This window comes from Acidaminobacter sp. JC074, assembly GCF_022496765.1.
Taxonomy (GTDB): domain Bacteria; phylum Bacillota; class Clostridia; order Peptostreptococcales; family Acidaminobacteraceae; genus JABXKX01.
This window is the reverse complement of sequence record NZ_VANV01000003.1, coordinates 1-21117: the sequence shown is the minus strand read 5'-3', so window position 1 is coordinate 21117 and position 21117 is coordinate 1. Positions and strand designations below refer to the sequence as shown.

Below are 21117 nucleotides of genomic sequence, written 5' to 3'. Positions count from 1 at the left end.
TGCTTAAACTTAAAATAGAATCGACCTTAAAATCCTGTCTTCATCTAGATATTTAATTGCTTTTTCTACATATTTCTGTTCATGTAGTGTCGTATGTCTATTAGGCTTAATGGATGGTGCTAAACGGATGGCATCAACAAGAAGCTGTTTTGGTATTTCAAATGTCTTTACATAATCAAAGAAACCTGTATCAGACAAGAAAGTTCTTACCCTATTGACTCTGTAATCTTGGGTCAAAGACATAATGTAGGTAGCAATCCCTACTTGGATGCCATGCAAATACTCACCTGGTGCTAGTCTATCCATAGCATGAGAGATAAGGTGTTCACTCCCTGATGCCGGTGCACTAGAACCCGCAACCTCCATTGAAATACCACTCATAATCAAGGAGTCTACTACTTCCTTTAAAAATAAACCCTCTTCAATATAAGGTCTTGGCAGTCTCACAACTGAGTTGACCGATTTTTTAGATGTTAAAAGTGCAAAATGATCAACAGAACCCACACCACGATTGGCTTCGTACTGCCAATCATAAGAGGCTGTAATCTTAGAAACCACATCTCCAAGCCCGCTGTAGTAAAATCTTTCAGGTGCTGTAGACAGTATAGAAAGATCCGCTATTACACCATAAGGCATTTTTGCTGAAACACTTTTTCTTTTACCTTCAATCATCAAAGATGCTCCAGAAGAAGCAAAGCCATCATTTGAAATACTTGTTGGAATGCTGATAAAGGGGATGCCCTTTAAAAAAGCTGTATATTTACCAGAGTCTATAGCCTTGCCACCCCCCATGGAAACAATGACATCGTAATTTGGAAAGTCATAAGCCATTGGGGCTAACTTTTCAACATCCAGCTCTTCTAGGATGACAGGACCTGTGATGATCAATTCAGGCTCACTCGTCAGGTGACTTATCTTCTCTTTAAACAAGTCTTCAATGCCATTACCTACTGTAAAAAGAACCCTCTTAAAACCATGGGCTTTCAAAGCTCCAGGCAAATCATTTAAGGCATGGTATTTACTTTCAATTAATCTTGGTATTGCAATCGCTTGTGATATCATTACACACCTGCTTTCAAATGCTCCACTATTTCAATGTACTTATCAAACTTGATATATGGTTTGTTATGCTTTTCTAACATTGGAATCAGCTCACCTTTTGCAAATACAACATCAGCTTCTAAGGCTGCTGTAAAATCTGGTTCTGTATCTCCTGCAAAGTATACCTTATCAGCATCCTTCTTTAAGTGCTGCATCACTTTACCCTTATCAATACCAAATAAGTCATGGTAAAATGGACTGTTTTTATCTGGTGACATCTTCATGATGCCCTCTTCAAATGATCCAGGGTTTGTCATGACCTCAACACCTTTATAACCTTCTTTTTCAAGGATATCATCGATGTACTTGTCAAAACCAGCACTTACAAATTTAAAGTCAACGCCTACCTCTTCTAAATAGGCTAAAAAGTCCTTTAAAGTCTTATCAAGTTCAATGGTATCAATTAAGGCATCGTATTCTTCATTTGATAATTTGTGCCATCCAAATATTTTATTTAAGAAATGATAGTCCACTTTACCAGTTTTTCTGTAGTCGGTTACATAATCCCAACCTTCTTGACCAATCATGTTTAATACAATTTTATAGAAATCTAAGGCCGTTGCTGTGCCGTCAAAATCTGATACAAATAATCTTTTCATTTTTCCTCCTGTTTACATGTATAGAATAATATATTTTATAGTCTATTGCAGTATCCTGTGTTACAGATACCTAGCTATTATATCATAATTCAGGTCATTGATAACAAAAAAATAAAACCGGATTACCTCCGGCTTAACATGATACCAATTTTAGTGAGTAACGTCTTTCTAGATACTGGATTAAATCTCTTGCCATATCCACATATCCAGAATTCAAGACACTCCATTCTTCTTGATAATTAACATAGATTTGTCTTCTAACTGTCATTGACGGTAAAAATGGATCTCCTTCAAAGGTCGTGTTGTCTTTATACAGGCACAGTCTTGTAATCCTACCGAAGCCTTTCTCAAGCGTCACAGGATCTATGCCATTTTCTACAACCTCACTATGAACAAGTGCAAACCAATAAATATCATTGATAGAACCATCTATATAACCATACTGCTTATTGGCTTTATTTACTCTAATGTTATACTTATATCTACCCATACGAACCTCCCTGGAATTAAGCCCACTTTAGTTCTAAACGTCTCTATTTCTATTGTATATATCCCCAAAAATGCGGGTAGATAAACATTTTTTGTGCTATTTTATCATTCTTCCTCTGAAGAATCTTCTATTTCAATAATCCCTGTAAACAATAGGTACTTCTTATCATCCTTATCGGTTACACGATGTTCATCAACAAGTTTAGTCATGTAGTCTAATACCTTCTCGTATTCACTTTCTGTAAGGGCTATCTTAGAAGCAAAGATTGTGCCTTTTTCATCATTTGACTTAGATCTAAGGGCCTTCATGAACTCCTTTTTACCATCATCAAAGATGTTTGAAACAATAACTTCTTTTTCGTCGATGTACTTTTCTGATACATCATGTTCATCATCAATCTTTATATGCCTCGCAGTAGGGACATAAAACTTAGCTGTAATACCATTGACACTCTCAGTATGATCTAACTCTAAGACATTAATCTCAACAAGTTTTTTCACATGATAGTGAATATTTGCTGGTACTTCTCCCATATAGACAGCCATCTGTTTAACAGTCGCTGGTTTACCTATAGAATAATAATTTCTTAAGACACGCATACGAATCGGATTCGAAATAATTTTTATTTCGTTCATGGTTTTCAGCGTAATACTATCCTTCATTTTAACGTTCCTCCAACATAACATCTAATCAACAACATATTTATTATACCCTATATTTTAACGATTGATAAGTTTTAACGATAAAAAGATTACTTGAAAAAAAACTATATAGATATATAATGAAAACGGAGGTTACTATGGATAATAAATTTATAAGATCTGCCATGCTTCTTGGAGAAGATGGCATTGATAAACTTAAGGATAAAAAAGTTGCAGTATTTGGCATCGGAGGTGTCGGTTCATTTGTCGTTGAAGCACTTGCTAGAACAGGTATCGGCCACATTGTTCTAATAGACTTTGATGATATTGTAGAATCGAATATCAACCGACAGATACATGCACATACTCAGACAGTAGGTCAACTAAAGGTTGAAGCCATGAAAGAACGTATCAAGCTGATCAATCCAGATATTACAGTGACAGCGCTACCCGTTCTTTTTAACAAAGATAACCTAGAACTTATTTCAAATGACTTAGACTATGTGGTAGATGCCATTGACATGGTCACATCAAAACTTTTAATTATTGAAAGATGTAAGGAACTAGACCTACCATTTATATGCAGCATGGGTACAGGTAACAAACTTAATCCAGCTATGCTAGAAGTCGCAGATATCTCTAAAACATCAATGTGCCCTCTTGCTAAGGTTATGAGAAATGAACTTAAAAAGAGACGTATCAAGAAGGTAAAGGTTGTCTATTCTAAAGAACAACCATTAAAACCATTTGAGTTAGAAACATCAGAAAGTAGACGTTCTACACCAGGTAGTGTTTCTTTTGTACCTTCAGTAGCAGGTCTAATCATTGCCTCTGAAGTAATCAAAGACATCTTGGAGATATAACATGAGCATTTACTTGGAACTTTTTAAAGTATTCTTCAAGATAGGGGCATTCACCTTCGGGGGTGGGTATGCCATGATTCCTTTGATTGAAGAAGAAATCGTGACCAACAAGGGATGGGTAAAAAAAGAAGACATCTTTGACTATTTTGCAGTCTCTCAGTCTTTCCCAGGTGCAATAGCCATTAACACATCAACCTTAGTAGGCTATAAGGTAGCCGGTAAACTAGGTGCTATATTTGCAACCATCGGGGTTATCTTGCCATCCTTTTTTATCATCACAATCATAGCAACATTCTTCTCTAGAATTTCTGACAACAATACCATCAAAGCCATCTTTACAGGCATTAATGGTGCAGTCATTGTTCTAATTATACTTGCTGCTAGAAAAATGTTGAAGGTGGCCATACATGATGGTCTGAGTGTTGTGCTGGTCATTGTAACAGTAGTCGTTATATTATTTACTGATATCAGCCCAATTTTCTTGATCATCGGAGGCGGCCTAGTAGGTTTCTTACTCTACTTGTACAACCATCATTATAAAGGAGGCGACGATGATTTATCTTAGACTCTTTATGTCCTTCTTTAAAATAGGTTTGTTTTCATTTGGTGGCGGTTATGCCATGATACCATTGATCTCAGATTTGATTACCAAAGAAGGTTGGCTGTTACAAGAAGAATTTGTACAGATAATTGGTATCGCTGAAATGACACCAGGCCCTATCGCTGTTAACTCCGCTACATTTGTCGGTTACAAAACAGCAGGTATCTTAGGTTCTATGTCTGCAACACTTGGTGTGGCTATGCCATCACTCTTATTGATACTGTTTGTATCAGGTTTCTTTTTCAAGTACAGCGATCACCCAATAATGAAACATATTTTCTTGGGTATCAGACCCGTTGTAGCCGGCTTGATTTTAGCGTCAGCCCTTGTTATGGCAAGAACAACCATTCTAAGTGGCGGCCATGGTCAGATTGCTTTTAACTTCGAAACATTTATCATTACCATTGTTATATTATTTATTGCCCTAAGGCAAAAAATGCACCCTATCATCCTTATTTCAATAGCAGGGATTTTAGGATATTTCACAACATTCTTATAAGGAGAAATCATGTTTGTATTGATAATTGCAGCTATACTCTTGGTATTTACCATAGACATCACACTATCTACACTAAACTATAAGAATAGAAACCAGCCTATTCCAGAAAACGTGAAAGATGTTTATGATGAAGAAGACTATAAGAAATGGCATCTTTATACCATGGAAGTCTTTAAACTCAACTTAATTTCAAAGATTATCAATACAGGTGTTTTGATACTCTTTTTTGTAGTCGGCGTTTTCCCTAGAATTGCAGCTTTTACAGATAATTTATCAGAAAATAATATCATACAGACCTTGTTGTTCTTAGGTGTTTATGCTTTGATTTCCTATATGATTGGGATCGGTTTTTCTATTTATCGTACCTTCAACATAGAAGAAAGATACGGCTTTAACAAAACCACTCTAAAAACATTTATATTAGATCAAATTAAAGGCCTTGTATTAGGCGCAATCATAGGTGGTGGCTTATTAGCACTTCTACTCTACTTCTATGAGTTTACAGGTAAAATGGCACTTCTATACGCATGGATAGCCATGGCAGTTTTTACTCTTCTTATCAACATTTTATACACAAAGGTCTTTATCAAGTTGTTTAACAAGATAACACCACTTGAAGAAGGCGAACTCTATGATAAAGCAACTCAGTTATCTAAATCACTAGGTTATGAGATTAAGTCAATCGGCGTTATGGATGCATCCAAACGTTCATCAAGACTCAATGCTTTTTTCTCAGGTTTTGGTAAGTTTAAGAGCATCATCTTATACGACACACTTTTAGAAAAATGTACCACTGATGAAATCATTTCAGTATTAGCCCATGAGATCGGTCATTCAATTCATAAAGATGTTTTTAGAAACTTTGTCATCGCTTTGGTTCAAACAGGCATTTTTCTAGCCATACTTTTTCAGATATTATCATCAAACGCACTGTCACTTGCTTTTGGATTCACACAAGTACATACGGGCTTTTCAATTATCTTATTTGGTATCTTATTAGAACCAATCAGCATCCTGATCAACATGCCGCTTTCTTATTTATCTAGAAAGGCAGAATACAGAGCCGATGCTGTTGCTAAAAAGGCTGGTTATAAAGATGCTATGGTCTCTGCATTAAAAGTACTCTCTAGAGAAAACTTCTCAAATCTAACACCTCACCCACTGGTGGTAAAGCTGACTTACAGTCATCCACCAACAAGTGACAGAATAAAAAATTTACAATAAACAAGTTTTCAAACCAAAGAAGAGCAGAAAGACTTAGTCTAACTGCTCTTTTCTATTTACAATCATAAATTACAAAGCTCTCTTGTTGATGAAATCTAAATTATAAACAATTTTACCTTCATCTCTAAAAATGGCTCCTCTTGTCATTTCAATGGCCATAATAACACAGTTTTCATCTTCTTCATTATTGGCATGGTCATACCAATTGGCAAAGGCTTTTCTAAGCTTTAATCTTAATTCTGCATTTTTAGGATCCATGACCCATCCTAAATTCTTACCAATACCCGAACCTGAAATACCTTCCTGACAAACCACAAATGCAACTTCCTCATTGTGTTCAACCTGCATGATTTTATTAGACTTTCCCCAAGTCGTTACATAAAATACGCCATCTTCATAATATGCGTCTACTTCACGTACAAATGGTCTTGGATTACCGTTTGAACTGTCTTCGATAGCAATAGTCGCAAGTGCAATTATATTGTCTTTACCATTACCACATGATGCTTCAATCATTTCTAAACCTTCTAAATACTTGTCCATATTTTCCTCCCACTATATTAAATTACTACCCTATTCCACTATACCAAACATACGTTCTAGTGTCAAATTTTAATTAGCCGTCCTGATTAATCTCTATATTGAAATCTAAAAAGTTGCTTACATGATACTTTAACAGTTATTTTCTTTTTAATTGGGTATAAGCAAGTATATCGAAAATTATCTAATATAAAACTCAGCAAGATTTGTACTCCAACATTCAATATAGAAAAGGAGACATAATTATGAACAAACTTCCCTTTAGGGCAAAACTCATCAGCTTTGCTATACTTGTAGGTATTATTCCTCTAATTGTCTTAGCAGCCATCACCTACTTCCGATCTGCGGATTCACTAGAAGCTTCCATATACCGCGGTAATGGTGTTTATCTAGAAAACACCATCATCAAAATCAACAATTACTTTATCGAAAGAAATGGCGATGCTGAAGTAATAACAGCATCAAGAAATCTTCGAAACGCTGTTAACAATCCCAATTATTCTGCGACTACTGTAGATATGGAATTTATGCAACAGATACGCGATTCTTATGGCTACTCATTTCTAAGTGTGACGAACAAAGACGGTATCATCATATTATCAGATGACCAACAGCTACTGGGAGCCGACCTCAGCACAAGAGACTATATGATCCCAGCATTAAAAGGTACACCAACATGGTCCGACTTGTTTTATTCAGGGCTAGTGGATACCAATGTAATGGCCTTTGCCTATCCAATAAAGAATAATGGTACGGTAGATGGAACTCTTGTCATTGTCATAAGCCAAGAAGTTATTAACAGTCTAGTCCATACTGGTGTTAAATCTTTAGGAGAATCAGGTGACTCATACCTGGTGAATGAAGACAAACTCTTATATTCTGAGACTTTACTGGGTGATTTCATTAAAGACGCTTCACTAATTGAATCCGTTGACTCAGAAGGTACACGCGGACTCGCACAGGCTTTAAAAGACAAAGACTATGAATACAGAAATGTAGGCACATACCTTGATTATCTAGATAATCCTGTATTGGGTGCACTAGGTATTGTTGAAATCGGTGATAAACACTTAGGACTTGTTATTGAAGTGGATGTGGCAGAAGCCATGGTACCAGTTGAAAATCTAAGATTAATTGTATTTGGCATCTTAGTCGCAGCTATTATCATAGTCTTAATTATGACCTTCGTCATTATTCGATTAATCGTAAAGCCAATCAAACTCATTAACTTGATGCTTAAGGATATATCAGAAGGTGAAGGCGATCTGACTAAAGAACTTCAAGTAGATACTAAAGATGAATTTGGAGAAATGAGTAAACTCTTCAATGTATTTGTTGGAAAACTGAGAATCATCATCAAAGATGTTTCAGATAATGCACTGAGCTTATCTACCTCTGTAACTGAAATATCTGCTACAATGGACGAAAGTTCTAAGTCATTAGAAAACATCAATCACAGTGCAAGCGAAATCAATGAAAGCATCACAAGTAATGCAAGTACTACAAAAGAAACCAATGCATCTGTAGAAGAAATTGCTAGCAACTCAATGGTTATGGCAGAAAAAGCTGAAGAAGTTGCTAAAAATAGTGCTGAAGTTCTAACAGCTACTCAACAAGGGACCTCTGCTCTACTGAAAGCCAAAGAGAGTGTAGAAGTTGTACAATCATTATCAAATGAGATGGAAAATGTAATGGGCTCTTTAAGCCAGTCTACCGACAGAATCGGCGAAATCGTTGATATAATTACCAACATTTCTGAGCAAGTAAATCTGCTGGCCTTAAATGCTGCAATTGAAGCTGCACGGGCTGGAGAACATGGTAAAGGTTTCGCTGTTGTTGCCGAAGAGGTCAGAAAACTTGCAGAAGAAAGTAGAACCTCTGCACAAAGCATCACGCAACTTATAGACGAAATCGTGACACAGTCCAACCAAGCACTCAAATCAGTTGCCAATGAAAAAGAACAGGTTAAGGTAAGTGTACAAAACATAGAAAATACAGATAAAGAAATGAGTAATATAGTTTCACTGGTTTCAAATGTTGTAGAAAATATCGACAACATGACTGGTATGATCAATAATCAAACAGCTGTTACACAAGATATTTCTCATGCGATGGATTCTATTACACATTCTTCTATGGAAGGTGCTGGCGCCATTGGTGAAATCACTACCAATATCCAGATGCAATCTGCTTCAATTGAAGAAATTACAGCTAGCATGGAAGAACTAAACTCTATGGCAGAAGTTCTTCAAAACGAAATGAACAAATTCAAAGTTTAAAAAAGAAGGTAATTCACCAAATAGTGAATTACCTTTCTTAAATGATACCTTTCATTATTTCATTAACGATTTTATCTACATGGATATCAAAACTATTGTAAACATTGATACTTAAATCACTGGGGTCTATGCCAACATCTTCTGTCAATACAACACCAGAGACTCCCTTCATTCTAAAAGACTCTATCATGCTGATAAGCTTAATGGGATCCTCTTTCTTTTCAATCATCTCATGAATTTCATTGATGACCTTCATAGGTGGTAGATGAACTGTCACACCAGACCTGTTCATGGCAGCGATAAAAAAGTCTGCCTGCATGATTTCTCTTGAACCAATCAAAAGTGCCTTCTTAATATTATCAGATTTCAGTCTTTCACCAACCGCTTCTCCTATGTGAACGAGCGGCATATTGATGTTTCTTCTTATAGACTTGGCATACTCATGGTCTAGATCATCACATAGAACGAGAATATGTGCACCGGCCTCTCTTAAAACAGTTGAATAATAGATCAACTCTTTTGAGTAGATCACCTTATCCCTACTGATTTCAGAAACATCGATGGTATTTAAGACGACTTTAGCTGTTCTTTTTTCTCTAAAATGCGTCTTTAGCTTTTGATTGATCGCTTCTAAATACATGGTAGCCTTCTTATAATTCCTGCTACCCAATAACCCCACTGTTTTCATATAGCCTCCAAATCCATTATATAATGAAAATGAAGATTTACAAAGACTCTAAAAATCCTTTTATAATCTCAAAGTCCGCTTCTATAGATTTTTTCGATGTAGACCCGTAGCTCAACTTATTTTCTATGGCGTTTTCAAAGTCTAATGCATCATATACAGACGCATCTATAAGAGGTGTATAAGATCTGTAAACATCAAGTGGCAGATCCAAAAGGTAGATGTCATTATCAATACAGTACTTTACAAGCTCCCCTGTTAGATGATGCGCCTCTCTGAAAGGAAAATCTTTAGATACCAAATAATCAGCAAGTTCAGTGGCATTTAGAAAAGAATTATATACATCCTTTTTCATCTTGTCTTCATGAAAAACTACAGATTCAAGCATAGGTGATAAGAGTGACAGGATCATGCCTACTGTATCTACTGAGTCAAACAAACCTTCCTTATCTTCTTGCATATCCTTGTTATAGGCAAGAGGCAGTGATTTCATAACTGTTAAGATATTCATCAAAGAACCAAATACCCTGCCTGTCTTACCTCTGATCAGTTCACAGGCGTCTGGATTTTTCTTTTGCGGCATCAGACTTGAGCCTGTTGTAAATGCATCACCTATTGTAATATAGGAAAACTGTTCTGTTTGCCACATAATGAGTTCCTCAGATAAACGACTTAAATGCATCATAATCAGTGAAAGCGCTGATTGAAATTCTATGATAAAATCTCGGTCACTTACCGCGTCAAGACCATTAGATGATATCGCTGTAAAATTTAAGATTTCTGCAACAAGTTCTCTGTCTGAATCATAGTTCACACCAGCTAAGGCGCCAGAACCGAGTGGTAAAACATCGGTTCTTTTTAAAACATCTTCCAAACGTTCATAATCCCTTTTAAACATGTGGATATAGGCATTTAGATGATAAGAAAGATAAATCGGCTGTGCCTTTTGAAGATGGGTATAGCCAGGCATCATATAAAAGGCATGTTCACTTGACAGTTTTAACAAGGTCGTCATGGTTTCCATCAGTAATACCTGAATGTCTAATATGGCATCTTTGACATAAAGTCTGATGTCTGTCGCAACTTGATCATTACGACTTCTTCCAGTATGCATCTTCTTTGCAACGGGACCAAGCCTTTCTGTCAGCACTCTTTCAATCCCCATATGAATGTCTTCATCAGCTAAAGAAAACTCTACTTGACCTGCTTCTATGTCTTTTAATAATACTTCTAGTCCTTTTACAAGCGTGTCTTTTTCCTTAGGAGTAAGGACACCTATAGAAGATAACATCTTTACATGGGCTATGGTCCCCTTTATATCCACCTTATAAAGTCTTTTATCAAAAACAATGGATGCATTAAATTTCTCCATCAGCTCATGTGTCGCTTCACTAAATCGTCCCTGCCATGCTTTCATAAGTACCCTCACTAACTATCATATGACAAACATCTTCTGTTGTCTTAACTTCTTGTTTCAAATGCTTCATCTTAAGTGGCAATGTGAAAAGCTGGATAAAGCCTTCTGCATGATTTTGCTTGTAGACATTGTCTTCACCAAAGGTTACAAACTCTTCATCATAGAGTGAGTATGGCGATGTCATAGAAGCTGCTGTTACTTGGCCTTTGAAAAGTGTTAAAACCACTTGACCTGTTACCACTTCTTGTGTTGTATCAACAAATGCATCTAAGGCATCTTTGAGTGGCGAAAACCAAAGACCATCATAAACCAAATCAGCATAATTGATTGCCAGAGATTTTTTCATCTTAAGTGTTGCTCTATCTAATACCAAAGACTCTAAGGCTTGGTGGGCTTCGTGTAAGATGGTGCCACCTGGTGTTTCATATACACCACGAGACTTCATACCTACCAGTCTGTTCTCAACGATGTCAATAACGCCTACCTTATGGGTAGAACCTAGTTTATTCAAATGACCTAATAGCTGAACTGGATCCATTTTTTCCCCATTAACGCTTACAGGAATACCCCCTTCAAAGTCAATGGTGATATTCTCAGGAATATCAGGTGTCTTTGACATGGGCGAAACCCACTTGTAAACACCTTCTTGATGCTCTTGATCTGGATACTCAAGCTCACCACCTTCATGACTGATATGGTATAAGTTTTCATCTCTTGAATAGATGTTCTTCTTAGTTACTGTTAAAGGGATATTGTATTTTTTTGCATAGGCAATACAATCTTCACGTGATTTTAAATCCCACTCTCTCCAAGGTGCAATGACTTTTATTTTAGGCGCCAAGGCCATGATACCAGCCTCAAATCTTACCTGGTCATTCCCTTTACCAGTTGCCCCATGTGAAATAGCAACAGCACCTTCTTTTTTGGCAATCTCCACCAGCTGCTTGGCAATTAAGGGTCTAGCATAAGCTGTACCTAATAAATACTTTGACTCATAAACGGCCCCAGCCTTTAATCCTTTAAATACATAATTTTCAACAAAAGCTTCTTTTGCATCAACAATATAAACTTTCTTAGCACCTACTTGAAGTGCTTTTTTAGCGACGTCTTCATAATTGTCCTTTTGACCAACATCTACACAAACAGCAATAACGTCATAATTCTTTTCAACTTCTAACCACTTTAAAATTACTGATGTGTCTAAACCACCCGAGTATGCAAGTACAACCTTCTTCATAATTACCTCCAAAAACTAAAAAAATATCCCTAGGATATTTATACAAAACTTACCCATACTTGGGACGATCCTACGACCGCGGTGCCACCCAAATTAGCAAAAGCTCTCTTTTTTCAGTACGGACTAAACGATACCTATTCCCTATAACGGTGGACTTCCGGCTTGTCTTACATAAGTTCTTACAAGCTGCTTTAAAAGGTTCTCAATATGTTCATACTTGATCAGGCTCACACCATACCCTGATTCGCTGGACTGGATCCCATATATTATCCTTTTATCTGACGCATTTCTTATTTTGAAAATAATTATACATAGACATGCATAAATAGTCAATACTTTTTTTCAAAAATAAATGCTATAATATGTACAGGAGGGCCACATGCGAGTATTTTACGCGATTACATTCACTGAAAAAACTAAAGAAAAACTGTCTTTTTATCGTGACAGCTTGTCCAACCATGCATTAAAAGGCAAATTTGTAACTAAAGATAATATTCATCTGACACTGGAATTTATCGGCGAAATCAAACAGGCAGACCTTGCAGTTTACGAGGAAGTTTTGGACCACTTGTCACATGATTCATTTCCACTTGTCTGCAATCATGTTGGTGAATTTCCTAAAAAGAACAAATCTGTCTTATGGCTTGGATTAAAAGATAGTCCAGACCTAATAAGGCTTCAAAAGAATCTCAGAAAACTCCTAGAAGTTTATGATCTGCCTTTCGAAAAAAGAAAATACCATCCACATATTACTATGGGACGGCAAGTTATATTAGATATTCAAACCAATGATTTTATGATTCCACCACTGGATTTAGAAATCAAATCCTTGGCTCTTATGCACAGTCATCGTGTCAAAGACATTTTGACTTATGAGCCAATTTATGAAATTGAATTTAGCAACAATCCTTATTAGCAAGTGGCTTAAGCCATTTGCTATTTTTAAAGTATCTGGCCATGATCGCAATAGCACAACCCGTTCCAGCATCCACGCTTAAGGCTTTTGTCGGAAGTTCATCTGACAAGCACCACACTCTATACAGGCATCTTTTTTTACTATTTGAAGTTCACTTGATAGCTTAAAAACTTCTCTTGGACATACCTGAACACATTCCCCACATTTAACACATTTACTTGAATCTAGTTTTATGGTAACCACATCATTTAAATACATCATACCATCACCCCTATCACCATCATGAGTAAAGCAAGAAGACTGCCTCTAATTAAAACTTTAACCCTGAGTCCATTTCCTTTTCTACCCCCGATAAAGATGTAAAAGTCGTAGATCCTGTAAAATTCATACACAAGTAAGACGTATAAAGTGCCATTAAAAGATACCAGCCTAGATTAAAGACAGACATGTTTTGATATAAGAATACAAAGTTACATACAAGGCTTAAAAGAATGCCATTTAAGTAGAACATCTTCATAGGTCTTATTGGCAGTAAGGCCGGAAAAACAATGGTTCCAAGAGTCAAACTCACAAGAGTCATCAAGATATGTTCTAGATTTATAATGGGTGTTAAGCTTAAAAGTATAACAAGAATAATCACTTTTAAACCCTTGATAAACTCCAGCGGTGTTAAAACCAATCTGTCTTTTATATCAAAATCTATCCTTTTCATTTTTTCCGTCTTTTGATAAGTTTCTGTGTAGAAATCCATATCACTGATACGGACAGGTCCATAGAGAATCTGATAGCCTGTTACCTTTTGAATCAAATGTTTTTGCATACCTGGCGCGCCAAGCTGAGGCAAAATCAACTTTTTATGATTGACGACCTTTTCAAGTCCATAGTTATTCAAGGCATATATAAGCTCTGCCGTACCAAACTTACCTTTTCCTGCAGCACACCAAACATTGATACCATCTGTATCAAGAACGAGTATATGGTAGTCTTTCTTCAAATGTTTTCTTAAAAGATCGATGGTCAATTTATAGTTGCAAGTAACCAAAACATCTGACGAGGGATCTGGATGACCGATCTGGTAAAGACCAGGTTTGATCATATAATCATCTCTAAAACCAATCCTTGCACCTAAGCTACCTAAGTGATCTTTTAAAGTAAGTTGTCTTTTAAGTCTATTTCCATCCAAAGCATGGATGACTTTATCATTTGAAATGTCCTCATGCTTTAACATGGAAACTTCAAACATTATATTTCTTTCATCGAAACTCGATGCTTTTACATCAACGTCTCAACAAGATTTAGTAGTTAACATAATGCCACCTTTCTTCTAAATGTATTATAAAGAAACAGTCGACATATTTCAATTACAAAAGATGTCATACAGTGTATAACATCTTCTAAAAGACTATTTAAGTTCCATGCGATTTAAAATGGTGTCGCCAAGCGCTAGAAAGATACTTGCCAGCAATAGATTTATACCTAAACTTCCTAATAAGGCAAGTGCTACAGATTCTGTAAGCATGCCGATGATCATCATTGCTATGGCTGATGGCATCATAACAAGTATCATCTGGAACATTTTAAACAAAAGTAAAAGTCTGTTAAAGTCTTCTGCTGTAAAAAAGAGCTTCAAAGTAAAACTTGATAAAAGCATCATGACATAAAACATGCTTGCAGCAAAAGGCAAGACTATAAGACCAATATCATTGTTTCTTGTCATTATGTAAGTCGTCATGACAACAATGCAAGCATTGATGAAAAACCTTACTACATCTATTTTAGAAACCATAACAAGCTTTCTCATACCATTATCCGGTATGGTATAGAAAAAGTGTTTATTCAGTTCCTTATCTAAGGATGTGTTCATGGAGAAAAGAAACTTAATATAAAAATAAAGTCCCATGACCATATAAGGTAAAGCTTGGGTCTCTTCCATAAAGATACTTCCACCGATAGATAAAATCAAGCATAAAAGTGACTCTAACGACAGGTAGACACTTAAGTCTGATTTAGATGTCAGCATCTTTTTCTTCCAGTGGATGGCACCGGCCTTTTTATACTTGTCTTTGATGGTTACCTTTTTCTTTTTAAAATGAAAACCTTTAAATTGATTCTTGCCTTGTTTGGCTTCTGATATAAGCTTTTGTCTTTTTTCAGATGCACCAATTACATCTTCATAATAATCTGTCCCTAAAAAGTATGTTAGGCCTACCAAAGCTATATACATAAGCACCATCAGGCTTAAATATATATAAGTTAAGCTTGTAACACCTGTCATAGCTGTTACAGTTAAGGCTTTTCCCCAACCCACAATAGGAATCATATTAAGAAGTTGATGCCGCAGGCCATCAAAGACTGATGTCATTGAAAAGCCATTGACCCTTATATTATTCAGGACAAATCCACCTGCAATTAGGCCTATTAGAATAAAGAGTTTCTTTACTAGGCTTTCACTCATTTCAGGTCTGCCTTTTTTAGTAAATATGGCAAACAAACAAAAACCTAAAGGTTCTAGGGTTAATAAAAGCAGAGAATAACCAAGTCCCGTTATGATCACTTCTTGAAGCGAAGGATTAAATACACTGATAACCATGGCCAAAAGAAAAACCAATGTAATGACACTTGTAAAAAGATACTGGGGTATCCTCTTTAATAGTGTAAACAAAAGAAGTTTTCTCGGATCTACAGGTGAAGAAAATATGAGGTTTACTTCACTCATTTTAAAGAATATACTGGACTTTTTAGTCAAGCCATAAGCCATCATAAACACAAAGATAAAAACACCGCCTTGCCCATAGGTCATCATAGACTCCCTATTAAAGCCGTCAAAGTTCCTGCTGTTGAAAACAAGAACCCAAGCCATAAATGCTATGTAAAGTGTGTATGTAATCAGACGCTTGGGACTCTTTATAATTTCAAGTACTTTGTTCTTTATAATGGCTTTTTCAATACTCAAAAGGACACTAAATGATTTCATCTTCCGTCACCTCTAAAAAGATTTCTTCTAAGGATAAATCGCCATGGCTCTTTAAATCCGCCATAGAAGAGTTGACGATGATAGAACCTTCTTTCATAACAAGGACCCTGTTACAGGTTTGTTCTATAGAATCTAACAAGTGGGTAGAAACTAAGATGGTTTTACCCGCTTGTGCTAATTCGCTCATAATCTTCTTTGTTTCTCTTATGGCCTTTGGATCTAAGCCAATCATAGGCTCATCAAATAAATAAAGGTCTGCTTGCGTCAGAAGACCACAGCAAATACTCAGTTTCTGTTTCATCCCCTTTGATAACTCTTTTCCTAGTTTGTCTCTTTTATCCATTAAATCAAAACGTTCAAAATAGGGTTCAATAAAGTCTTCCCAATTCTCAATCTCATAAGCCTGGGCTATAAAACGCATATGCTCATCTACTGTTAATAAATCATACATTTCAGGAAACTCAGGTATATAGGCAAATTTTTTCTTGGCCTCCACAGACTTATTCATATGACCATCTATGGTAATGGTCCCACTAGACGTCCTTAATAGACCTGCAATCATTTTTATAGTCGTTGACTTACCAGCCCCATTAGGTCCAAGTATACCAACAATTTCTCCACTATCCACTTCAAAGCTTACATGGTCTACTGCCACAAGCTTTTTAAATTTCTTACTGACTTCATTTACTTTTAACATAACAACCTCCAGGACTATTCTACAAGTATAAGATGGAAATTTACTTTAAAATACCTTAAAAAAGTATTAAGTCAGGATTCTAATTTAATTCTAATTTTACTCAAATTATTCATTAACCTTAGACATCTATAGTATAAGTATCAAAAGACATAACAGATTAGAAAAGGAGATAATCAATGAAACAGTTACTCTTAATGATATTTTTAGTTTTATACATTGTTTCACCAGTTGATCTAGCACCAGGACCAATTGATGACATCATCATCTTGTTATTGGGTCTGGCCTCTAGAAAGAAACTTGTATCACCTAATCCAATCATAGTAGATAAAGAAAAGTAAAGGAGAAAATTATGGGATTTTTAATTACATTATTAGTTGTTATATTATTTTTAAAACTATTTGTAGGTATCAGTGTTGGTTTATTTAGATTATTATTAGGCATTCTTGCAGTTGCAGTCGTTATCGCCTTAATACCAGTCGGACTAGCCCTCCTCGTTCCAATTGCTATTTTCGGTGCATTTCTAGCATGTGTAGGATTCGTTTTAAAACTTATATTTTAAATAACAGATCATATCTGTTATTTTTTTTGCCTTTAATTGCATTAGCATCAAAGATAAGCATGTGATATAATGCTTGAGAAGGTGGTATGTATGAAAGAAATTATTTATGAAGATCAAGATATTATCGTCTGTTTAAAAGCACCAGGTGTGCCTGTTCAATCAGACTTGAGTAATGATAAAGATTTAGCTTCTATGCTAGATGAGTATATGAGAAAAAAAGGCTTAGAAAAGCCTTATATAGGACTTGTTCATAGGTTAGATAGGCCCGTAGGTGGACTTGTTGTATTTGGTAAAACACCCCAGGCAACGGCTCATTTATCTAAACAGCTTCAAGCTAGAACTTTTAAAAAGACCTATCTAGCTGTGGTTAAAGGGACACCTGAGGACCAGACTTTGGTTCACTTCTTAAAAAAGAAGTTTAAAGGCAATGTGTCATCAGTAGTTGATCAAGAAACACCTAAGGCCAAAAGAGCTGTTATGCACATCAAGCGTCTTAAGACCATGACGATAGACGATGAGATTTACTCACTTATTTCTATAGAATTAGAGACAGGTAGACACCATCAAATCAGAGTTCAACTTTCTCATATTGGTCATCCAATCTGGGGAGACACCAAGTATCATCCTGATTTTATGACTAAAAAAGGATGGTTCCAAATTGCCCTCTTCTCAAACGAAGTGACATTTGTCCATCCTAAAAAGAAATCTAAAATGACCCATAAGGCATCACCTAGTGACTATCCATTTAATCTATAAAAGCACTCAGGTGCTTTTTTTAGTTTTCTTCTGTAATTCTCTTAAAACCTAAACCCTCACCCCATACCGACATGATTGGCAGTACATCAACAAATGCCTTCTCATCAAGATCGGCAATGAAGTTCTTAATCATCAAAGATTCTCTAGGAGAACATATGGTGATGATTTTAGTCTTTGAAACATTGCTGTAGCCACCAATAATATTGTATTTGGTAATGCCACGTTTTATTTCATGAAGTATATAGTCTTTAATTTTTTCCTCTGCATCTGAAATGATTTCTAACTTAACAAGTTTGGGTGACAAACCATATAAAACAACTTCTACAGCTTTTAAAAGCACCAGCTGAGTTAAGATGGCATATAAGGCAACTCTTACATCAAAAACAAATATAGAAACAATAATGATAACAATATCTATCATGGTGATGATTTGGTTCACTGAAATATATGGGTATTTCTTCTTATGAAGAATCTTACCAATAGAGTCTGTTCCACCTGTCGAATACCCAGACTTTAAAATCAGACCAACACCCGCTCCTGCGATAATACCATAATAGAATGCTGCTAAGAACATATCATCTTCAATCAACTGAAACTTAAACTGACTAAAAATCATCAGTACAGCAGGAAATAGGATTGATAACAAGATAATCTTACTCGCCTCATACTTACCCAGTGTTAAATAGGTTGCTAGAAGAATGATTAAAGAAAACACATAATAAAACACTGTATAGTTTATACCTAATAGATTATCCAGTATTAAGGATAAACCTGTAATACCACCTGTCATTAAGTTATTGGGTTCTAAAATAGCTGTTATAGCAAAGGCCAATAATATACAACCAATTGCTACATAAAAAATTTCTAGTAATAATTCTTTTACTTTCATTTGACCTCCTTTTTCTAAAAAGCAAGATTCATTATATCATTAAAAGAAAAGATTGCAACACTTATTTTGTTAATTTTTTTACCCAATAAATCTGCCTCTATCTCATGAATTTTTTGAAAGTTTTTCTAACTACAAATTCTATATTTTATAGTTGTTTTAACTATTATCATTGTCATAATAAGTCGATTGAATTATAATAGACTTATACACAAGGAGGTTTTTATGTTTAAGGATTTAAAAGAATTAAAAGCATTTTGCCATACAAATGACGTTAAGTTTATTGATTTTAAAGTCATCGACTTAGCAGGCAGATGGCACCACTTGACAATTACAGTAGACAGAATAACAGAACATACCTTAGAAGACGGTATTGGATTCGACGGCTCTTCTTATGGCTTTCTAACAGTAGAAAAATCAGATATGGTTTTCATACCAGATTTATCAACTGCATTTATCGATCCATTTACCAAAAGAAAAACACTTACCATGATGGCTGATATCTACACCCTAGATCATGGTGTTAAGCGTTACGAAGGTGACCCTCGTTACATATCTTCTAAAGCAGAAGAATATATGAAAGAAAGTGGTATTGCTGACCAATCATCATTTGGACCAGAATTCGAATTTTATATTCTAGACCACTTCTCATACAGATTAGATCCACACCATATCATGGTTAAATTAGATGCTGAACAAGCTGAATGGAACACTCACTGCGATGATAATCTTGGCTTTAAAGTGCCTCATCATGGTGGCTATCATGTAGATATACCTTTTGATATTAACTACGACTTAAGAAATGAAATGGTTTTATTACTAGAAGAGAACGGTGTACCAGTCAAGTATCACCATCCTGAAGTTGGTGGCCCTGGTCAGTTGGAAATTGAACTGTCTTTTGGCAATGCGCATGATATGGCAGATAGAACCATGCTTTTAAAGTATATTGTAAAGAACACTGCCCTTAAGGCTGGAAAAACAGTGACCTTTATGCCAAAGCCATTCCACAAAGAGGCTGGTAACGGTATGCATGTTCACTTCCACTTATTTAAAGACGGCGATCCAATCTTTTATGATGAAAACGGCTACTCAGGTATGAGTCAGACAGCCCTATACGCTATTGGGGGTATGCTAAAACATGCAGCTTCACTTCTGGCTATTACAAATCCTTCTACCAACTCATATAAGCGTTTGGTACCTGGCTATGAAGCCCCAGTAAGTATTTGCTTTGCAACTGCTAACCGCTCTGCAGTGATTCGTATACCAGGTTATGCAAACAGACCATCAGAAAAGCGTTTTGAGTTTAGATCTTCTGATGCTACTTGCAACCCATACTTAGCATATTCTGCTTTATTAATGGCAGCCATCGATGGTATCAAGAATAAAATCGACCCTACTGCAGAAGGCTTTGGACCATATGATGTCAACATTTTTGACCTACCAGATGAGGAAAAGGCAAAAATCAAAGGTCTTCCAAAATCACTAACAGAGGCAACAGATGCCTTATTAGAAGACTATGACTACCTGCTTGAAGGCGGTGTATTTACAAAAGAACTTGTGATGAATATTGTTAAGCAAAACAGATGTAACTCAGCTGCAATTGACAACATGCCTCATCCAAAAGAATTTGAAATGTATTTTGACCTATAAAATAATCGCACTCGAATGAGTGCGATTTATATTTTGTTTAGAATATAAGAACTTGAAAGCACTTTTTTTACATCTTTTTTAACAGAAGCCAAGTGACCTGACAGTTTTTCTATATCTTCAAAATTAAAAAGTGTGCCTAGCACCCCTGCCAAAGAAATAGAAGTTAAAGGAAACTCCTTTATATCCCCTTCACGACAAACTGCTGAAAACTTACCTGAATGGATATGTTCTTTTGACAAGAAAGGCGTCTTTGACGCTTCTATTCTACCCGAAGATACAATAGCATATTAAACTACACGTAGTCTAAAAGGATTATCTCGAAACCCCTTATCCCTCATCGATATAATCAACCTGGGAATATTTTTTTCACCTAAATACTTTCTTAGGATATTCAAACTACCATTGATATCTGAGTTTATTATCCCTTTTGTTGTTATAAAGATTCCTCTAAAAACACGTCTTGATTTATCAGCTGCTTCTTTCTCAACCATTTCTAAGTCTAC

At 35.8% G+C, this 21117-nt stretch carries 23 protein-coding genes and 2 pseudogenes; 10 read left to right on the top strand and 15 right to left on the bottom strand.

What is annotated here, in order from left to right; translation table 11 throughout:
* Positions 1-9 precede the first annotated feature (9 nt).
* From EZV73_RS03545 to EZV73_RS03530, 4 genes are all read right to left on the bottom strand, one after another.
* Positions 10-1062 (bottom strand): iron-containing alcohol dehydrogenase family protein, encoded by a 1053-nt coding sequence (locus EZV73_RS03545; protein WP_240838352.1) that lies wholly within the window; start codon positions 1060-1062, stop codon positions 10-12.
* Positions 1062-1700, bottom strand: coding sequence for an MtnX-like HAD-IB family phosphatase (locus EZV73_RS03540; protein WP_240838351.1), 639 nt, complete (start codon positions 1698-1700; stop codon positions 1062-1064). Before EZV73_RS03540 ends, EZV73_RS03545 begins: the two co-directional genes overlap by 1 nt.
* Positions 1701-1833: 133 nt before the next feature.
* The gene (locus EZV73_RS03535; protein WP_240838350.1) at positions 1834-2190 is read right to left on the bottom strand and encodes a hypothetical protein; all 357 of its coding nucleotides are present in this window, start codon (positions 2188-2190) and stop codon (positions 1834-1836) included.
* Between the two features lie 104 nt (positions 2191-2294).
* Positions 2295-2852 (bottom strand): helix-turn-helix domain-containing protein, encoded by a 558-nt coding sequence (locus EZV73_RS03530; RefSeq protein ID WP_240838348.1) that lies wholly within the window; start codon positions 2850-2852, stop codon positions 2295-2297.
* Positions 2853-2989: 137 nt separating this feature from the next.
* Here EZV73_RS03530 and EZV73_RS03525 point away from each other — a divergent pair, with 137 nt between their 5' ends.
* Genes EZV73_RS03525 through EZV73_RS03510 form a run of 4 tightly spaced genes read left to right on the top strand, consistent with a single transcriptional unit; the run spans position 2990 to position 6018 of the window.
* On the top strand, positions 2990-3694 hold the full coding sequence (locus EZV73_RS03525) for a ThiF family adenylyltransferase (RefSeq protein WP_240838346.1): 705 nt from the start codon (positions 2990-2992) through the stop codon (positions 3692-3694).
* Position 3695: 1 nt separating this feature from the next.
* Positions 3696-4259 carry a chromate transporter gene (locus tag EZV73_RS03520; protein ID WP_240838344.1) on the top strand — a complete coding sequence of 188 codons (564 nt, stop codon included), beginning with the start codon at positions 3696-3698 and terminating at the stop codon, positions 4257-4259.
* A complete protein-coding gene (locus EZV73_RS03515) occupies positions 4246-4794 on the top strand; it encodes a chromate transporter (protein ID WP_240838342.1) in 549 nt (182 codons plus the stop codon). Before EZV73_RS03520 ends, EZV73_RS03515 begins: the two co-directional genes overlap by 14 nt.
* Before the next feature lie 9 nt (positions 4795-4803).
* Entirely contained in the window at positions 4804-6018 is a 1215-nt protein-coding gene (locus EZV73_RS03510; protein ID WP_240838341.1) for a M48 family metallopeptidase, read from the top strand.
* Between the two features lie 69 nt (positions 6019-6087).
* On the opposite strand, the gene EZV73_RS03505 is transcribed toward EZV73_RS03510, so the two are convergent.
* Positions 6088-6561 carry a pyridoxamine 5'-phosphate oxidase family protein gene (locus tag EZV73_RS03505; RefSeq protein WP_240838340.1) on the bottom strand — a complete coding sequence of 158 codons (474 nt, stop codon included), beginning with the start codon at positions 6559-6561 and terminating at the stop codon, positions 6088-6090.
* A gap of 242 nt (positions 6562-6803) precedes the next feature.
* On the opposite strand from EZV73_RS03505, the gene EZV73_RS03500 reads away from it, so the two are divergent.
* A complete protein-coding gene (locus EZV73_RS03500; protein WP_240838339.1) occupies positions 6804-8837 on the top strand; it encodes a methyl-accepting chemotaxis protein in 2034 nt (677 codons plus the stop codon).
* Between the two features lie 37 nt (positions 8838-8874).
* Here the strand turns inward: EZV73_RS03500 and EZV73_RS03495 are convergent, their stop codons facing one another.
* From EZV73_RS03495 to EZV73_RS03485, 3 genes are read right to left on the bottom strand one after another with little or no spacing between them, the layout of a single operon-like run.
* Complete coding sequence (locus tag EZV73_RS03495; RefSeq protein ID WP_240838338.1) at positions 8875-9525, bottom strand: aspartate/glutamate racemase family protein; 651 nt, start codon at positions 9523-9525, stop codon at positions 8875-8877.
* 37 nt (positions 9526-9562) lie between these two features.
* Complete coding sequence (argH, locus tag EZV73_RS03490; RefSeq protein ID WP_240838336.1) at positions 9563-10939, bottom strand: argininosuccinate lyase; 1377 nt, start codon at positions 10937-10939, stop codon at positions 9563-9565.
* Entirely contained in the window at positions 10914-12179 is a 1266-nt protein-coding gene (locus EZV73_RS03485) for an argininosuccinate synthase (protein ID WP_334303292.1), read from the bottom strand. Before EZV73_RS03485 ends, argH begins: the two co-directional genes overlap by 26 nt.
* A 376-nt stretch (positions 12180-12555) precedes the next feature.
* Here EZV73_RS03485 and thpR point away from each other — a divergent pair, with 376 nt between their 5' ends.
* A complete protein-coding gene (gene thpR / locus EZV73_RS03480; protein ID WP_240838333.1) occupies positions 12556-13092 on the top strand; it encodes an RNA 2',3'-cyclic phosphodiesterase in 537 nt (178 codons plus the stop codon).
* A 78-nt stretch (positions 13093-13170) separates the two neighbouring features.
* Here the strand turns inward: thpR and EZV73_RS03475 are convergent, their stop codons facing one another.
* The 4 genes and pseudogenes from EZV73_RS03475 to EZV73_RS03460 all read right to left on the bottom strand — a co-directional run bounded on the left by EZV73_RS03475 (position 13171) and on the right by EZV73_RS03460 (position 16763).
* Entirely contained in the window at positions 13171-13353 is a 183-nt protein-coding gene (locus EZV73_RS03475; protein ID WP_240838331.1) for a 4Fe-4S binding protein, read from the bottom strand.
* A gap of 49 nt (positions 13354-13402) precedes the next feature.
* Positions 13403-14401 (bottom strand): annotated as a pseudogene (gene hgcA / locus EZV73_RS03470) (mercury methylation corrinoid protein HgcA).
* A gap of 93 nt (positions 14402-14494) precedes the next feature.
* Positions 14495-16066 (bottom strand): putative ABC exporter domain-containing protein, encoded by a 1572-nt coding sequence (locus EZV73_RS03465; RefSeq protein ID WP_240838328.1) that lies wholly within the window; start codon positions 16064-16066, stop codon positions 14495-14497.
* Positions 16053-16763 (bottom strand): ABC transporter ATP-binding protein, encoded by a 711-nt coding sequence (locus tag EZV73_RS03460; protein WP_240838327.1) that lies wholly within the window; start codon positions 16761-16763, stop codon positions 16053-16055. The genes EZV73_RS03465 and EZV73_RS03460 overlap by 14 nt, the downstream gene beginning before the upstream one ends.
* A gap of 176 nt (positions 16764-16939) precedes the next feature.
* On the opposite strand from EZV73_RS03460, the gene EZV73_RS03455 reads away from it, so the two are divergent.
* From EZV73_RS03455 to EZV73_RS03445, 3 genes are all read left to right on the top strand, one after another.
* Positions 16940-17101: a hypothetical protein gene (locus EZV73_RS03455; RefSeq protein ID WP_240838326.1), complete on the top strand. Its 162-nt coding sequence runs from the start codon at positions 16940-16942 to the stop codon at positions 17099-17101.
* 11 nt (positions 17102-17112) lie between these two features.
* Complete coding sequence (locus EZV73_RS03450; RefSeq protein ID WP_240838325.1) at positions 17113-17322, top strand: hypothetical protein; 210 nt, start codon at positions 17113-17115, stop codon at positions 17320-17322.
* 90 nt (positions 17323-17412) lie between these two features.
* The gene (locus EZV73_RS03445) at positions 17413-18078 is read left to right on the top strand and encodes an RluA family pseudouridine synthase (protein ID WP_240838324.1); all 666 of its coding nucleotides are present in this window, start codon (positions 17413-17415) and stop codon (positions 18076-18078) included.
* 19 nt (positions 18079-18097) lie between these two features.
* Here the strand turns inward: EZV73_RS03445 and EZV73_RS03440 are convergent, their stop codons facing one another.
* Entirely contained in the window at positions 18098-18967 is an 870-nt protein-coding gene (locus EZV73_RS03440) for a YitT family protein (RefSeq protein WP_240838322.1), read from the bottom strand.
* Positions 18968-19189: 222 nt separating this feature from the next.
* On the opposite strand from EZV73_RS03440, the gene glnA reads away from it, so the two are divergent.
* On the top strand, positions 19190-20614 hold the full coding sequence (glnA, locus tag EZV73_RS03435) for a type I glutamate--ammonia ligase (protein ID WP_240838320.1): 1425 nt from the start codon (positions 19190-19192) through the stop codon (positions 20612-20614).
* Between the two features lie 26 nt (positions 20615-20640).
* Here glnA and EZV73_RS03430 read toward each other — a convergent pair whose 3' ends face one another.
* Positions 20641-20853 (bottom strand): hypothetical protein, encoded by a 213-nt coding sequence (locus EZV73_RS03430; RefSeq protein ID WP_240838318.1) that lies wholly within the window; start codon positions 20851-20853, stop codon positions 20641-20643.
* Between the two features lie 48 nt (positions 20854-20901).
* Positions 20902-21117, bottom strand: a pseudogene (locus EZV73_RS03425) (hypothetical protein); the annotation flags it as partial.